This window comes from Fodinibius sediminis (assembly GCF_900182555.1).
GTDB classification, from domain to species: domain Bacteria; phylum Bacteroidota; class Rhodothermia; order Balneolales; family Balneolaceae; genus Fodinibius; species Fodinibius sediminis.
This window is the reverse complement of record NZ_FXTH01000001.1, coordinates 103777-119346: the sequence shown is the minus strand read 5'-3', so window position 1 is coordinate 119346 and position 15570 is coordinate 103777. Positions and strand designations below refer to the sequence as shown.

14 protein-coding genes are annotated in these 15570 nt (G+C 48.7%); 12 read left to right on the top strand and 2 right to left on the bottom strand.

The features are described 5' to 3' along the window. Positions 1 to 3: 3 nt before the first annotated feature. A complete protein-coding gene (locus tag FN808_RS00490) occupies positions 4 to 1782 on the bottom strand; it encodes an SLC13 family permease (protein ID WP_142712580.1) in 1779 nt (592 codons plus the stop codon). A gap of 263 nt (positions 1783 to 2045) precedes the next feature. On the opposite strand from FN808_RS00490, the gene FN808_RS00485 reads away from it, so the two are divergent. From FN808_RS00485 to FN808_RS00455, 7 genes are all read left to right on the top strand, one after another. Further along, positions 2046 to 2396, top strand: coding sequence for a hypothetical protein (locus FN808_RS00485; RefSeq protein WP_142712579.1), 351 nt, complete (start codon positions 2046 to 2048; stop codon positions 2394 to 2396). 48 nt (positions 2397 to 2444) lie between these two features. After that, a complete protein-coding gene (locus FN808_RS00480; protein WP_142712578.1) occupies positions 2445 to 3152 on the top strand; it encodes an RluA family pseudouridine synthase in 708 nt (235 codons plus the stop codon). Positions 3153 to 3379: 227 nt separating this feature from the next. Beyond that, positions 3380 to 3877, top strand: a complete 498-nt coding sequence (locus FN808_RS00475) for a Dps family protein (protein ID WP_246068243.1) — start codon at positions 3380 to 3382, stop codon at positions 3875 to 3877. 166 nt (positions 3878 to 4043) lie between these two features. After that, positions 4044 to 4334, top strand: a complete 291-nt coding sequence (locus FN808_RS00470; protein ID WP_142712577.1) for a sll1863 family stress response protein — start codon at positions 4044 to 4046, stop codon at positions 4332 to 4334. A gap of 192 nt (positions 4335 to 4526) precedes the next feature. Then, entirely contained in the window at positions 4527 to 5342 is an 816-nt protein-coding gene (locus FN808_RS00465) for a mechanosensitive ion channel family protein (RefSeq protein WP_142712576.1), read from the top strand. A gap of 185 nt (positions 5343 to 5527) precedes the next feature. After that, a complete protein-coding gene (locus FN808_RS00460) occupies positions 5528 to 7621 on the top strand; it encodes a DUF349 domain-containing protein (protein ID WP_185958171.1) in 2094 nt (697 codons plus the stop codon). 57 nt (positions 7622 to 7678) lie between these two features. Then, positions 7679 to 8542 carry an MBL fold metallo-hydrolase gene (locus FN808_RS00455; protein WP_142712574.1) on the top strand — a complete coding sequence of 288 codons (864 nt, stop codon included), beginning with the start codon at positions 7679 to 7681 and terminating at the stop codon, positions 8540 to 8542. Between the two features lie 62 nt (positions 8543 to 8604). Here FN808_RS00455 and FN808_RS00450 read toward each other — a convergent pair whose 3' ends face one another. Beyond that, complete coding sequence (locus FN808_RS00450) at positions 8605 to 9078, bottom strand: hypothetical protein (RefSeq protein WP_185958170.1); 474 nt, start codon at positions 9076 to 9078, stop codon at positions 8605 to 8607. A 166-nt stretch (positions 9079 to 9244) separates the two neighbouring features. On the opposite strand from FN808_RS00450, the gene FN808_RS00445 reads away from it, so the two are divergent. The 5 genes from FN808_RS00445 to FN808_RS00425 all read left to right on the top strand — a co-directional run bounded on the left by FN808_RS00445 (position 9245) and on the right by FN808_RS00425 (position 15488). Next, positions 9245 to 9580, top strand: coding sequence for an arsenosugar biosynthesis-associated peroxidase-like protein (locus FN808_RS00445; protein ID WP_142712573.1), 336 nt, complete (start codon positions 9245 to 9247; stop codon positions 9578 to 9580). A gap of 149 nt (positions 9581 to 9729) precedes the next feature. Next, a complete protein-coding gene (arsS, locus tag FN808_RS00440) occupies positions 9730 to 10779 on the top strand; it encodes an arsenosugar biosynthesis radical SAM (seleno)protein ArsS (RefSeq protein ID WP_142712876.1) in 1050 nt (349 codons plus the stop codon). Between the two features lie 61 nt (positions 10780 to 10840). Then, complete coding sequence (locus FN808_RS00435) at positions 10841 to 11482, top strand: TIGR04282 family arsenosugar biosynthesis glycosyltransferase (protein WP_246068241.1); 642 nt, start codon at positions 10841 to 10843, stop codon at positions 11480 to 11482. Then, the gene (locus tag FN808_RS00430; protein WP_142712572.1) at positions 11479 to 12165 is read left to right on the top strand and encodes a TIGR04283 family arsenosugar biosynthesis glycosyltransferase; all 687 of its coding nucleotides are present in this window, start codon (positions 11479 to 11481) and stop codon (positions 12163 to 12165) included. Before FN808_RS00435 ends, FN808_RS00430 begins: the two co-directional genes overlap by 4 nt. A 143-nt stretch (positions 12166 to 12308) precedes the next feature. Then, positions 12309 to 15488, top strand: coding sequence for a TonB-dependent receptor (locus FN808_RS00425; protein ID WP_142712571.1), 3180 nt, complete (start codon positions 12309 to 12311; stop codon positions 15486 to 15488). Positions 15489 to 15570 lie beyond the last annotated feature (82 nt).

Here is a 15570-nt window from a genome sequence, read left to right as displayed (position 1 = left end):
ACGTCAAAAGGGCCAAATAACGGGTATGAAGATGGTTGCCAGGATCCAAAATAATATATTCAGTGGTAAGCCGATTTTAGTAAAATCCGTGAATTCATATTTTCCGGCACCGTAAATTAAGGTATTGGTTTGATAACCAAAAGGAGTAATAAAACTAAGTGATGCTGCAAAAGTAACAGCAAATAAAAAGGGATATGCGTTCACATCCAGCGACTGGGCTGTTTGGATGGCGATAGGCGCCAGGAGAGCTGCGGAGGCATTGTTGGACATAATGGCCGTAATACCCATGGTGAGACCAAAAAAACCGGAGAGCACCGCCCGGGGGCCTAAGCCGGAAAGCCAGAAAATCATTTGGTCTGCCATCAGTGATGCCGCTCCTGTTTTATTCATGGCGGTACCCAGGGGGATAACCCCCGCCAGCAGTATGATTACCTTCCAGTTTACGGCCTGGTATGCTTCTTCCGCACTGATGCAGCCGGTCAGCACCATGAGCGCAACGCCGGCCAGAGCGCTGACAACAATGGGAACAATATTCAGTGCGGCCGCTGCAACAACGCCCAGCATGATGGCAAGTACAGGAAAGGTTTTATCGGGCCGGGATCTCATTTCGCCTATTTCAGAAGCTACAATGAAGGAAGGGTTTCGATCGACCTCCTGGACCCGGTCTTTGCTCATGCTCAGGAGTATGGTGCTGCCGCCCTCCAGTTTTAGTTTCCCCAGTTTTTCCTGCTGGAGCTCCCCGTGTTGGCGCACTGCGAGGGGGACGGCGCCAAACCGCTCGAAAAAATCCACCGACTCCAGTGTTTTACCTATAAGTGAAGACTCAGGGGCTATGACCGCTTCTACGAGCGCATCACGCCCCTTCATGAGGTCGGTATCGGTCCACTCATGAGCTGGCTTCAGCATAAATTCATTGCTTTTTAGCAGCTTGTCGATTTCTTTGGCACTGCCTCGGATCCGCAGGATATCCCCGGCTTCAATTTTCACTTCGTTCCGCTGTGCCGAAGAATCGGAGTCGGGCTTGAAGATGCGCAGCACATCGAGGTCCAGGGCATTGGTCAGTTCCTCAGGATGGAAGATGTGTCCTGCGAGATCCGATTCTTCTGTTACCACCACATCGGTCAGGTACTCCTGCATCTTGTATCCCTTGGTAAGCTGCTTGTGCTCACGCCGTGCAGGTATTCTGGGAATGCCGTAAACAAACAGGTAGATGAAACCTGAAGCGAGAAACATCAGGCCTACCGGGGCGAAGGAAAACATGGAAAAGGGTTCCATGCCCTGGTCTTGGGCAATAGAGCTTACCAGTATGTTGGTTGAGGTCCCGATAAGGGTACAGGTGCCGCCAAATATTCCCGCGAAAGAGAGGGGCATCAATAGTTTTGACGGACTCACATCGATACGGTTTGCGATATGAATGACAATCGGGATGAAAATAACCACAACCGCTGTATTGTTGATAAAGGCTGAGCAAAAACTGATAAAAAGAAGCATCTGGATGAGCCCTCCCCAGTAGTTCTCTTTAATTCGCTCCGTGAACAACTGCCCGATGGTATTCAGAAGTCCGGTCCTTCGCAACCCTTCGCTCAGCACAAACATGGCGGCGACGGTCAAGGTGGCCGGATTGCTGAAACCCGCCAGCCCCTCGCTGGGACTTAGGATGCCTGTCGCCAGCAAGGAAATCATAATGAGCAGTGCGGCGATATCAAAAGAAACATAATCGGTGGAAAAAAGAGCCAGTGCAGCTGCCAGCAGGAAAAAGACAAAAATGATTTCAAAAGACATCGAAAACTAAAAGCTTGTATTAAAATTTAGTTTTGAATGTACCGTTAAGAACCCCGCATGAACCCTTTGGGCAAATCGTTGAACGCACAGAAACTGACTTTTAAGGGATAATATAGGATTTCTTGACAAAGGCTGGAATTTCTTTTTGCCGGGCACAGAGGGCGTTTTTTCCTTCCGGCTGCAATTTAAGGAGGTCCCCATTTTTTTTCTTATCTTCCGAAAGGAATTTAGTGAAACCATATTAACTGTTAGGTTCAAGTAGTATGAAATACGAGCACAAGTTTTTCTATTTATGCAAGACGCCCCTGAGCGCCGAAGCACCTGAAGATGTGGAGATTATCACCAGGGTGGAGGACAGTAAAGAGTTTCCGGAAGTTTTTAAACAATTTGAAGAACTGCGTTCTCACGCCTTCAATGAAGATGACCTGTATAGCATCGTTCGGGCTGATGACATCTATGATTTATTCCGTACGGGCAGCGAGAAGGAAGCCAGGGAAGTGGCTTTTGAGAAAGCCCAGCAGGAGATTATTACCAATTTGCAGCACCGTGTCATCCAGAATGACGACGCCAATGCGAGAGCCATTCTCAAGGAAGTGCATGACGTGGAAGCCTGATCCCGGGCGTTATTCTTTTCCTAACCTGCTGCCGTGAAATACTAGCCTATGGCCTCCAAAAAGCGTCCCTTTTATATTGTTCACCAGGATAAGGATATCTTTGTGGTGGATAAACCGGCCGGGCTGCTGGCGGTGCCTATCCCCGACAGTAATGTGAAAAATCTTTTTGACCTTGTGGCCGACCATCTGGCCAAACACGGTGTGCGGGTGGGTACGGTGCATCGTATTGATCGTTATACCAGCGGATTGATGGTATTTGCCAAGAATAAGCGGGCGTATGATGATCTTTATCAGAAATTTCGTAATCATGAGCCCAGGCGGACCTACCTGGCCATGGTACGCGGGATTGTAGAAAAAGATGAAGGGACGCTTGAACATCATCTAAAGCTCATTAAAAAAGGGTTCCGGAACATCGTTGTGGATCCGGAGGAAAAGGGAGCGACGCCCGCCCGCCTGCGGTACAGGGTTAAAGAACGTTTCCAGTCAACTACCCTTGTTGAAATACAGCTGGATACCGGGCTCAAGAACCAGATTCGGGTTCAGTTTGAGCATATCGGTCACCAGCTGGTGGGAGACCAGCACTATGCCCCTGAGGAAAAGAAAGAGCAGCTCATCAATCGACAAGCCCTGCATGCCTACCGTCTGGAATTTCAGCACCCCCGAAAAAACCGGATGGTACGGTTTGAAGCAAAGATACCGGCTGACATGCTGCGTCTGGTGGATCACTATCGCTGGCAGCAGGAAACCCATTCCTGACAGCAGCGACATATTATCTCTATCCCTCCTATAAACAGTTATTATTAGTTTGCCGGAATGATTCTGGTGGTATTTCTGTAGTAATACTATCTGAAATACTAACCAATGAGTCACATGGTCTTACAGGATCTGAAGGAATTTATTTGCGAGTTGTTTTCTGAATTATTCAAAAACAGGGAACAACCAATAAACTGCAGTTGTAATAAATAGTCCAGAGGGTGTTAACCATGACTAATATTCAAAAAGGAGATAAAAAGATGAAAATAAATATTGGCATCAACGAAGAGAGCAGAAAAGCTATTGCAGACGAACTTTCAAAAGTATTGGCTGATTCCTATATGCTGTACTTGAAGACGCATAACTATCACTGGAATGTTACGGGAGAGCTTTTTCATTCGCTGCATGAGCAATTCGAAGAACAGTATACCGAATTGGCTGAAGCCATTGATGAGATAGCGGAACGAATTCGCTCCCTGGGCTACCGGGCCCCGGGTACCTTCGAGGAATTCAATGAGTTGACCTCCATTAAGGAGGATACCGAGGAGCCGGAGGCCCTTGAGATGGTGCGCCGCCTGGCGCTGGGCAATGAACAGGTATTGCGCACTGCACGCCAGGCATTGAAGCCGGCCAACGAGGCGGAAGACGAAGCCACCATTGACTTGCTTACCCGGCGCCTTGATGTGCATTCCAAGACAGCCTGGATGCTTCGGAGCCACCTTGAATAAGGGGAGTACTCGTCAGAATAAGCAACATAAAATCATTTAGACCATCAGGAAATGCCAGTACCTCAAGCTCGGAACCCCTGCGGCAGGAAGGCTGGAAGGTGATTCTCGGGTTGGGGGTGGTCAATTCCTGGTTGCCAACGTTAATTTTAAAATAAGTGAGAAAATAATGGCTACACGAGAAGAATATATCGAAAAGTTGGAAGCGCAGCTCAAAGAATGGAACGGTCAGATCGATAAACTGCAGGAACGGGCCGGCAAGGAATCGCAGGAACTGAGGGAGAAGGCCAACAAGCGAATGGATGAGCTGAGAGAAAAACGTTCTGAGCTGAGAGGCAAACTGAACAAAATAAAAGATTCCGGAGAAGATTCTTTCGAAAAGATCAAGGAGGATGCGGAACTTCTATGGGATGACGTGAAGGAGGGTTTTGCCGATGTACGTGCCATCCTGAAAGGCTAATACTCCGATCCGCCATTTCAAAACTGTGAGTCCCGGGGCGGCAGAACCGCCCCGGACGAGCAGGCTGTATTTTGGAGGCTATTCCTTGATTATCAAGGCGTTAGATAAATTGCCTTTTGAGATTAAAGGAATAAATCTATATTACTGGGCAGTGTAATTCCTTAAACTTTATTTCTCAAAACGGGGTGTGTTATGGAAAATGTGAATGAGTATTTTGTTACCGCTTGGCCTTTTATTCTAAATGCAGTTTTTGCTATCATCATCCTTATTGTCGGCTGGATGGTAGCCAACTGGGTAAAAAACAAAATTCTGCAGAAGGGCGAGAAATCAGAACGACTCGACGACACGCTGACAAAAGTCTTTGCCAAAACTGCCCACATCCTCGTATTGGTTGTTGTTGTACTGGCCGTCCTGGATCGGTTTGGTGTGGAAACCACCAGTCTTGTAGCGGTTATTGGTGCCCTGGGTTTGGCTATTGGCCTGGCCTGGCAGGGCGTTTTGGCGGACTTTGCCGCTGGAATTATGATATTGGTTATGCGGCCCTTCAAGGTTGGCGACGCGGTTGACATCGCCGGCACGTCCGGGGTGGTGGAGGAAGTCGGCCTTGTGATGACAAAATTAAATACATTTGATAATGTGGCGATGTTCTTGCCTAATTCGAATATTTGGGGAAACAACATTAAAAATATGGCTGAAAATGAGAATCGTCGCGTGGATATGGTCATCGGTTTTGGCTATGACGATGATATGGATCATGCCATCCGGACCATTGAACAGATCCTTTCGGAGGATGATCGCATCCTGGATGATCCTGCCCCCCAGATAGCGGTTTCGGAATTGGGAGGCAGTTCTGTTAATGTTATTGTACGACCATGGACGAAGAAGGAAAATTATTGGGCGCTGAAGTTTGATCTCACAAAACGCATCAAGGAGCGTTTTGATGAGGAGGGGATCAACTTCCCTTATCCTTCCCAGGATATTTATTTTCATAACCAGGGTGATGAGTGATAATCCCTGACAGCTAAACAGATATCCGGAGCCGGTCTCTCGAGGGGGGTCGGCTTTTTCTATGTTAAATTTTCCCGCGCGTTCAATTGTATTAAGTTGCGCAGAAATATTATCTTACCTAAACTTAAAAGGCTATGAAGTAGCTTATTCAAATTTGAATCGCCAAGCTTTTAACTGAGGTTTCTGTGAAATCTACTATGGAAGAGCAAAAAGAAACATCCCCGTATTTGTATGAGGATAAACACGTTTTTTTAACGAAGGAAAATGAATTGTTTCTAAAGGACGGGACGCCAGGAGACCAGACAAAAGTTGGTGAAATTGCCGAAGATGAGGTTGAGCAAAAAATAGCGGAACTAAAGAATAGATTTGAGGAATTGCAGGCAAAGGTAACCCGTCTCCTCGAGGAGGGCCCCGCTCCCGCGACTTTGGCCAGCTTGGATTCCGAGATTAGAGAAACGGTTTTTATTGGCAGTGCCGAAGACCTGTTGGTTCGGCTTGAAGAAGCACAGCAAGATTCAGGGAAAGTGGATACGTCCGGGGTGGAAGAGGAAACGGAATCTTCGGTTGATGAGGAAGCGACCGGGGATGAATCAGATCCTTCCGAAGATCCGGTTGTATATTACCGCGATATCGTCAGTAAAGCACAGGAGCTGGCCAAGCAGACCGACTGGCCCTACGTATCGATGGAGCTCGACAATCTGAGCCGTGAATGGTCGGACGGACCGGAAACGGATTCCGACGAAGTTAAAGAACTCTTTGCAAAGTTCAATGATGCTGTTAAAGACTTCGAAAAGCGGAAAGAAGAGCATTATGAGGAGCTCAACAAGCAGCGGGAAAAGAATCTGGAAACAAAGAAAAGGCTGCTTGAGGAATTTGAAGGCATTATCTCCAACAAAACCTGGACGGCTACCCGCAGGGTAAACCAGATCAAGGGTCAATGGAACAGTATTGGGGCGTTGCCATCGGGCAAAGGGGATGGATGGGATGAACGTTTTGAGGAGCTGCTCGAAATCTTCAATGACCATAAGGTGGACCGGCTGGTTCAGCAGCGTCAGAAACGGGAAGATAACCTGATGGTCAAACTCACGGTTCTCGAAAAGATGGAACGGGTCACGAAGTCTATTGACCACGAGACGGACAACTGGGATGAGATTGATGAAAATTTTGAAGCCCTTACAAAGCAATGGAAGAAAATCGGGCGCGTCCCCAAAGAAAAGGCTGATGACGTATGGGGACGCTATAAAAGCGTTCAGGATGATTTTTATGACCTGAAATATCGCTACAATCCGGAGCATCAGAGCAAAGTGGATAAGTTTTCTACCAAGAAAGAACGACTTTGTGAAGAAGCCGAAGCCCTGTTGGAGGCCGATGATCTCGCAATCGCCGCCCGGAAAATCAACAAGCTGCATCGACGCTGGAAAAAAATTGGCAATCTGCCCCAGCGTACCGAGGACAAACTCTGGGCCCGTTTCAAGTCGGCTACGGATGCGTTTAATGAACTAAAGTCGAAAAACCAGGATAAAATCAAGGAACAGGAGGAGCAGCATTACCAGCAGAAGCTTGATCTTATTGATCAGGCAAATGCCATTAAGGATACGGATGACTTTGACAAGGGGCATTCCAGGATGCAGAATCTCATGGACCGGTGGAAAAAAATTGGTCCTGTGGCCCGGAAAAAATCCAACAAGATCTGGAAACAGTTCAAGGGGGCGATGGATGAGTTTTACGATCGCCGTCGGGAACATTTCAAGGAGGTTAAGGAGCAGCGCAAAGAAAACCTTGAAGAGAAAAAAGAGATTCTGGACAAGCTGCATGAACTGGGGCGCCACGAAGATCCTATTGAGGCCGTGGAAATTGCCAAGGGACTGCAGGAGAAATTCAAGGAGGCCGGCTATGTCCCCATCAAACAGAAAAACAAGATGTGGAAACAGTACCGGGAGGCTTGTGATGTCATTTATGATCGTTTTCGGGCTGCAAAATCAGGTGATAAGTTTGATCAGGAGCTGGCCAAGGCCGACCTGGATACCGACGAGCGCCAGCAGATTCAAAAACTTCGCAAAGAGTTCAAGAAGGTAGAAAAAGAAGCCCGCGCACTCAAAGAAGAAGTACTGAACTTCAAGGAGAAAAAAACCTACTTTAGTCCTTCCAGCGGGGGAAACAGCCTGCTTGACCAGGTGAATGAGAAAATTCATAAGGCCGAGGCCAAGCTGAAGCAGAAGCAGCAGAAGATGGATGCCCTGACGCAGGAAATGGATGATATTCGTGCAGAAGCGGAGTAGGCCTGAAGAAGATAGAGATGTCGTTTAGCGTCTGAGAAATCCTTGTTTAACTTCTTTATGAGCGATCGCTTATCCGGGACATGCGTATTTTGGGGCGTGCGTGGTTCTACTCCCTGTGCCGACAGGGAAAATATGGACTACGGGGGCAATACTACCTGCCTGCAGGTAGAACTGCCCGGTACGGAAGAGGTGCTCATTTTCGACAGCGGCACGGGCATTCGGAAACTGGGGCAGTATCTTCATGAACGGCACGAGCGACTGAAAGGGCGTATTTTTATTACGCATCCCCACTGGGATCATATTCAGGGGTTTCCTTTCTTCAAGCCTTTGCACCAGGCGGATAATCAATTTCATATCCATATGCCGGTTCAGCAGGAGGGGAGCTGCCGGGAGATCATGTCGGGGCATTTTGGAAAAACCTTTTTCCCGGTGCCTTTGGATACGCTCGATGCCTGCCTCAATTTTGTAGATCAGCAGCCCGAACGGGCGGCTTTTGGAGCGTATGAAGTGGAATATCTGAAGGCCATTCACGGTACCAACACCGCCATGTATAAGCTCCACATCGGGGGACGACAAATGGTTTTTGCTCCCGACAATGAGCTTGTCCCGGAGAAGTACAGAGACAGTAATCGGCGGATGGAGTCCATAGCGAAGTTTATCCGTGGCGTTGATTTACTGATTCATGATGCTCAATACGATTTGGAAGCATATGAGCATCGCCGGGGCTGGGGACATTCGCCCTGGCAAGAGGTGGTCAGACTGGCCAGAGAACAGCAGGTCCGGAAACTATACCTTACGCATCATGATCCCGAGGCACACGACCGGAAGTTGCAGCAGCTGGATGAATACCTGCGCGAAAACTATGGCTCCTATTTTGAAGTGATAAAACTGGCAAGGGAAGGGCAAACAGAGAAGATATAAAAAGGGTGAGGATGCCTGCGCACCCACACCCTTTTAAATTTCAAAGTGGTTTTTCACTGGTGTCAGAGGTAGAAACGAACGCCCAGGGCACCATCAACATCGAAATCCGTTTCCGGCGCGAGATTGAAAATGGGTGCTACCTCCAGGAAAAGACCTACGGGAGCATCTTCAAACAGGTAATTTAGTCCCACGGGTACCCGTGCACCAATTACAGCATCATCATCAGCCAGGATTAAGCGCCCGCCGATACCGTAGTAAAGGGGCATACTGCCTGATTCAATGTCATTGAAAAGTTCAAAATTATGCCACAGGTAGTCGGCATGAATGGTTACTGCATCGTATCGACCTAACGACCACGCCAGACCTACATCGAAGGCATTATTGTTGTCAGTCCATGATTTAAGACTGAGTCCTGTGGGCTCTCCCACCATGAAACCAATGCCAACGCCGTCGCCAGCTTCTTGAGCATGGGTGATGGTTGTTAGTGAGATACTCAAAAAAGCCGTCAAAAATGCCGTAAGCAGTATCTTTTTCATATAACTTATGGTTAATTATGATTGATTACGTAAGAATTTGTTGCGTAAGTGTCATCTTTTATGGTTGTCACTATAAAAAGTTCCAAACTTTAGGAATGGAACTAAAGATAGACACTTGCTGCTTTCACATTATACACAAAAAACGGAATAAAAATTCATTTATAGCATGAGCAATAGCTATTACGATCCCAAGGACTTAAAGAAATTTGAAGACATCGGCGATTTTGGCCCTGAACTGGCGAAGAAGTTTTTTGACTACTACAGCGCTGTGTTCGAGGAGGGGGCGCTCAGTGCGCGTGAAAAAGCTCTTATAGCGCTGGCTGTATCACATACGGTTCAGTGTCCGTACTGTATTGATGCCTATACCAGCGAAAGCCTGGAGAAAGGGGCCAGTGAAGAGCAGATGATGGAGGCTGTACATGTTGCCTCAGCCATCCGCGGGGGATCTTCACTGGTGCACGGCGTTCAGATGATGAACAAGACCAAAGATGTAAGCATGTAGTCATATGGGGTTCCGTACCATCGGATTTTGGTGGGGCCGACCATCTGACAAACATGCCCGCAATAAATAGAAGCTATTGGTATCTTGATAAAGGATGAATAGCCTCTGCTAACTGCTAACTGCTAACTGCTAACTGCTAACTGCCTATGATCAAATCGCTGAAGACCCGGGAGCACAAGCTTTCCGACCCGAATTACCAGTTGCAACTGCTGAACAGTCATTCCAAATCGCTGCGGGAGCAGCCTAAATTTCGTGATAAGCTCGGGGAAGCAGGACTATTTCCACTGGAGCCAACCGGGATAGAGATTTTCCAGATGAATCTGGGGTATATGTGCAACATGACATGCAAGCACTGTCACGTGGATGCGGGACCGGATCGTTCGGAAATGATGGACAGGGAGACATTCGAACACTGCATTGAAGCCCTTCGGCACTCGCAGGCGACTACGGTAGATCTGACGGGGGGTGCCCCGGAAATGAATCCACACTTCAAATGGTTTGTAGAGGAGGCCTCGAGGCTGGGAAAGAATATTATTGTTCGTTCAAACCTCACCATTTTGACAACCGCTCCCAAATACCGGGCCCTTGTCAACTTTTTCGCCGATCACCAAGTGGAGGTGACCTGCTCGCTTCCCTTTTATAATCGTTCGCGTACTGATCGCCAGCGGGGAGAGGGAACCTATGACAAATCAATAGAGGCTTTACAGAAGCTTAACCACGTAGGTTACGGAAAAGAGGAAACGGGCCTGGAGCTCAATCTGGTATATAATCCCGCCGGAGCCTTTCTGCCCGGTGGACAGGCCTCTATGGAGCAGACGTTCAAAGAGCAGCTTCACCGCCAGCATGGCATCGTGTTCAACAATCTGTACACCATTACGAATTTGCCTATTAGCCGATTCCTCGACTTTCTTTTGCAGTCTGGCAACCTGGACGAATATATGGATCGCCTCATATCTTCATTCAATCCTGCTGCAGCCAGGGGGGTCATGTGTCGAAATACCATTTCGGTGGGATGGGACGGTCAGCTTTACGATTGTGATTTTAACCAGATGCTTGAAATGCCGGTTGAAGAGTCGGCGCCCGGGCATATCAGTGAGTGGCATGAAGGCAGGCTTAATAATAGAACCATACGGATTAACCAGCATTGTTTTGGGTGTACAGCGGGCGCGGGGAGCAGCTGCGGCGGGGCGACGACCTGACAAAGGGGAAGATTCCAGCAAAAACTAACTCCAAGACACAACAAAGCCCATATTTTTTCAAATGACTTCAGAAGAGACCGGTAAATTGAGCATGCAGGATGAGATGACCGGGAATTTGCTCATGATATTTGTGAAAAATCCAGAACTTGGAAAGGTGAAAACCCGCTTGGCCCGAAGCATAGGCGACAAGCAGGCGCTTGCGGTGTACCAAGAGCTGCTGAAGCTGACCCAATCAGCCACGGATTCCCTGAATGTGACCCGGCAGGTCTGGTATTCCCGGTTTATTGAGCAGGAAGACCAGTGGAAGGAAAACTACCAGAAGCGGCTTCAACGGGGAGCAGATCTGGGTATGCGCATGAAAAGTGCTTTTCAAGAGGCATTTGACAATGGATTTGAAAAGGTCGTAATCATTGGCAGCGACTGTGCGGAGATGACGCCCGGCCTGCTGCGGGAAGCTTTTCAGCTGCTGGAAAAAAAGGATGTGGTTATTGGTCCTTCGAGGGATGGAGGCTATTACCTGTTGGGCATGGCGAATTTTTACCCCGGTCTTTTTGAAGACAAAAAATGGAGTACCCCGGCAGTAGGTGAACAGACGATCCGTCAGCTTCAAGAGATGCAGGTGTCCCATGCATTGCTGCCGGTCCGCAATGATATAGACACGGCACAGGATTTGGCTGAATCAACACAGCTGTCTTACATATGAATATCAGTGTTATTATTCCGGTGTACAACGAAGGTGAGGTTATTGCCGAAACGATTGAAAGCCTGCGCAGGGCCGGTGATGGACAGCTTTCAGAAATTATTGTTGTGGATGGTGGAAGCAGCGACCATACGGCGGCAAAAGCCCGGGAGGCCGGAGCCAGGGTGCTGGAGGCCCCACAGAAGGGACGAGCTTGCCAGATGAATTACGGAGCAAGGGAGGCGGGCGGTGAACTGCTCTATTTTTTGCACGCCGACAGCCAGCCACCTCCTCATTTTACGGCTTCCATCGGCAGCGCCCTGGACCGGGGACACCAGGCCGGCTGCTTCCGCCTGTCGTTTGATGATGATCACTGGCTGCTAAAATTGTATGCCTGGTTCACACGCTTTGATATAGACGCCGTCCGCTTCGGTGATCAGAGCCTATTTATAACCCAAAAAGCCTTCGGTCAAATTGGGGGCTTCAGGCAGGATCACATTGTCATGGAAGACCAGGAGATTGTACGTCGTATCAAACAGTCCTTTTCGTTTGAGGTGCTGGATCGTTCGGTAACCACATCGGCACGAAAATACCGGGAGACAGGAATCGTGAAACTGCAGCTGGTGTTCAGTTTGATCTTCGTATTGTATTATATGGGATTAGAGCAGGAACGACTGGTATTTATTTACAAACGATTTATACAATAGTTGTAAGATTATCCTTATCTTCCGCGCCTAAAGCTCAGCGAGACTTAATGTTTTCGTAATTTTGTGATGATTATTTTTTCACCACAAAACGTGTGGTTCAAGCACGGCTAAATTTCTAATCCAAATGAACATATCTATCGATTATGAAACGTTACATATTTCTATTGGCTGCGTTATTTCTACCGGCTGTTATGTTCGCACAAGGTACTACTTCGGGAGCTATTCAGGGAACCGTAAGTGATGCCGCGGGCGCTTCGCTGCCCGGCGCGAATGTCGTGGCTATTCACCAGCCTACCGGCACCCGGTACGGCACAGCCAGTCGTTCGGACGGGCGTTTTACCATTAAAAATGTTCGGGTGGGCGGGCCGTATGAGATTCAGGTTACTTTTGTAGGGTTTAATCCCGAAAAAAAGGAAATCTCCGATGTCGAGCTTGGTGAGACCGTTGAGGTGAACTTTGCTCTTGAGGAAGGGGCGCTTACACTGGATGAAATTTCAGTAACGGCGGAGGCCGACCGGGTTTTCAATGCCGACCGAACAGGGGCAAGCACCAATATTTCTCAGGAGGAAATTGAAAGTACGCCCACCCTGTCACGTTCGCTGAGCGACTTTACACGCTTGAACCCACAAGTAACCAGCGGCAACAGCTTTGGAGGAGCCAACGATCGCTATAACAATATCCTGGTTGACGGGGCAACGCTTAACGATGTCTTTGGCCTTGGCGAAGGTACTCCGGGAAGCCAGGCGGGGGTCAATTCTCCCATCAGCATCGATGCCATCCAGGAGTTCAATGTGGATATTGCGCCTTTTGATGTAACCAATAACGGTTTTACCGGTGGACAGGTTAACGCCATTACGCGCAGCGGTACCAATGAATATTCCGGCTCGGCCTACTACCAGTTGCGCAATGAATCATTTGTCGGCAATTATGTGGATGACGCCGGCAACGAGTCATCCGACTATGCCTCCTTTGATGAGCAGTATTTTGGATTGCGTCTTGGAGGTCCAATTGTAGAAGACAAGCTGTTCTTTTTCACCAACGTTGAGCTGAAACGCCGCAGCAGTCCGCTTACAACCGGCATATTAGGCAGCGGAGCACCCAATACGTTTGATTTTCCTGGCTCCACCTTCCAGGAGATCCAGGATATTGCCGCCAACCAGTACGGCTATAATCCCGGAAGCTTCGGAGGTACACTCTCTCCTGCCCAGGATAATAACAAGGTACTGGCAAAATTGGACTGGAACATCAATCAGGATCACAAGTTTTCACTGCGCTATAATTATGTGGACGCTACGGACGAGGAAGGCATTAGCCGTGGGTCCAGTTCATACAGCTACACCAACCGTCAGTATAATTTCAACAGCACCCAGCACTCCTATGTGGCGGAGCTGAACAGCAGCTTTGGAAACAATGCCTCCAACACATTGCGAGCTGTCTATACGCGGATTCGCGATTCGCGGGATGTGGTTGCGCAGCCGTTTCCGGAAGTGGAAATCAGCCTTCCTTTCCCGGAAAAGGATGATTACGGAAGCTTCTTTATGGGAATCGATCGATTCTCGCAGGCAAATGCGCTCGATCAGGATCTGATAGAGGTCACAGATAATTTCACCTATATTCGCGGTGATCATGAATTTACCCTTGGTACAAGCAACCAGTTCTTTACTTTTGACAATACGTTTGTCCAGGATGCCTACGGATCCTATGTGTTCAGAAGCATTGACGATTTCAGAGAGGGCAATCCGTACCAGTATCGGTATAGTTACCTGCTGCCGGGGGGGAGTCCAACAGCAAACTTCAATGGCATTCAGCTCGGGTTTTACGGACAGGACAAGTGGACGTTCACCAACAACCTGACGCTTACCTTCGGCATCCGCTTTGATGTACCGATTCTGCCTGATGAGCCGACCAGCAACCCGCAGGTGGAATCGTCGTTCCCGGGCTACTCCACAACGCGTGTAGCCAGCGGCAATGTATTGGTATCGCCGCGATTTGGATTTAACTGGGATGCCAGCGGAGGCGATCGTACGACCCAGATCCGTGGTGGGTGGGGGATCTTCTCCGGCAACCCGCCTTTTGTATGGATTTCCAACCAGTACAGCAATACGGGTGCGGACTATGGACGCGTCGATCTGCGCTATTTCGAGACCGATGCATTCGGTGAAGGTTTCTTCAGTCCCGATCCCAATGCCCAGCCCAGCCCGCTGGACAGCGGTTCTTCGCTCGAGGGCATAAGCACTACAGAGGTGAACCTGCTCGAGGAAGATTTCCAGTACCCGCAGTCGCTGAAGTTCAACCTTGCCGTCGATCAGGAACTGCCCCTGGGAATTATAGGTACCCTGGAAGGTGTTTATTCCAAGATGATGAATGAGGTGAAATTTCGAAATATCAACCTGGAACAGATGGGTACTTCAATCTACGGCCGACCTATTTACGGTGATATTTATTTCAGCGAGCGCTATGGCAATACCTCGGGTTCACCCAACCGTGTGGATGGTGAGCACTTTACCAACGCTATTGTCCTGGATAACACCAGCAAAGGGTATCAGTACAGCATCACTGGGGAACTGGAAAAGCAGTTCGATGTTGGTCTGCGTGCCAGTATTGCCTATACCTACAATCGTGCAGAGACCATCAATAACGGTACCTCAAGCCGCGCCATTTCGAACTGGCAGTACAATGAAAATGTGGATGTCAACAACCCACAGCTGGGAACAGCGGACTTTGAACGCCGTCACCGTATCCTGGGACAGCTTTCCTACCGCTTTGCATATGCCGATCACTTTGCAACTACGCTATCGCTGATCTATGACGGGCGCTCCGGGGCACCCTTCAGCTGGATTTATTCCGGCGATGCCAACGGCGACGGACGCTATGACAACGACTTGATCTATGTACCGGCAAGCCGGGATGAGGTTGTGCTGGCTGACGACAACTGGAATGAATTCAACCAGTGGATCGAAAACAATGAGTCGCTCAGCGATTATCGCGGCGAGCATGTAGAGCGTGGAACCGCTCGTGAACCGTGGAGTGGCTACCTCGACCTGCGCATCAACCAGGAGATCAATACCTTCTCGGGCCAGAACCTGGAACTTACGGCCAGCCTGTTCAACGTGCTTAATTTCCTCAACGACGAATGGGGCGTACGAAAGTCTGTTGATGGCTACAACAATTACCAGGCTCTTCGCTTCCAGGGCTACCAGGAAGGAACAGGATTGCCCAAAATGGATTTCGATCCACAGAACGTGTCGGATGAGGAGCTGTACTATACCAACGATCTCGGCTCTCGCTGGCAGCTGCAATTGGGAGTTCGATACAACTTCTAATTACAGTCTGAAATACTTACGGTATGGGGCAGTCTTGTGGGCTGCCCTTTTATTTTTGAAATAGATTTTTGCTTTAAATGTA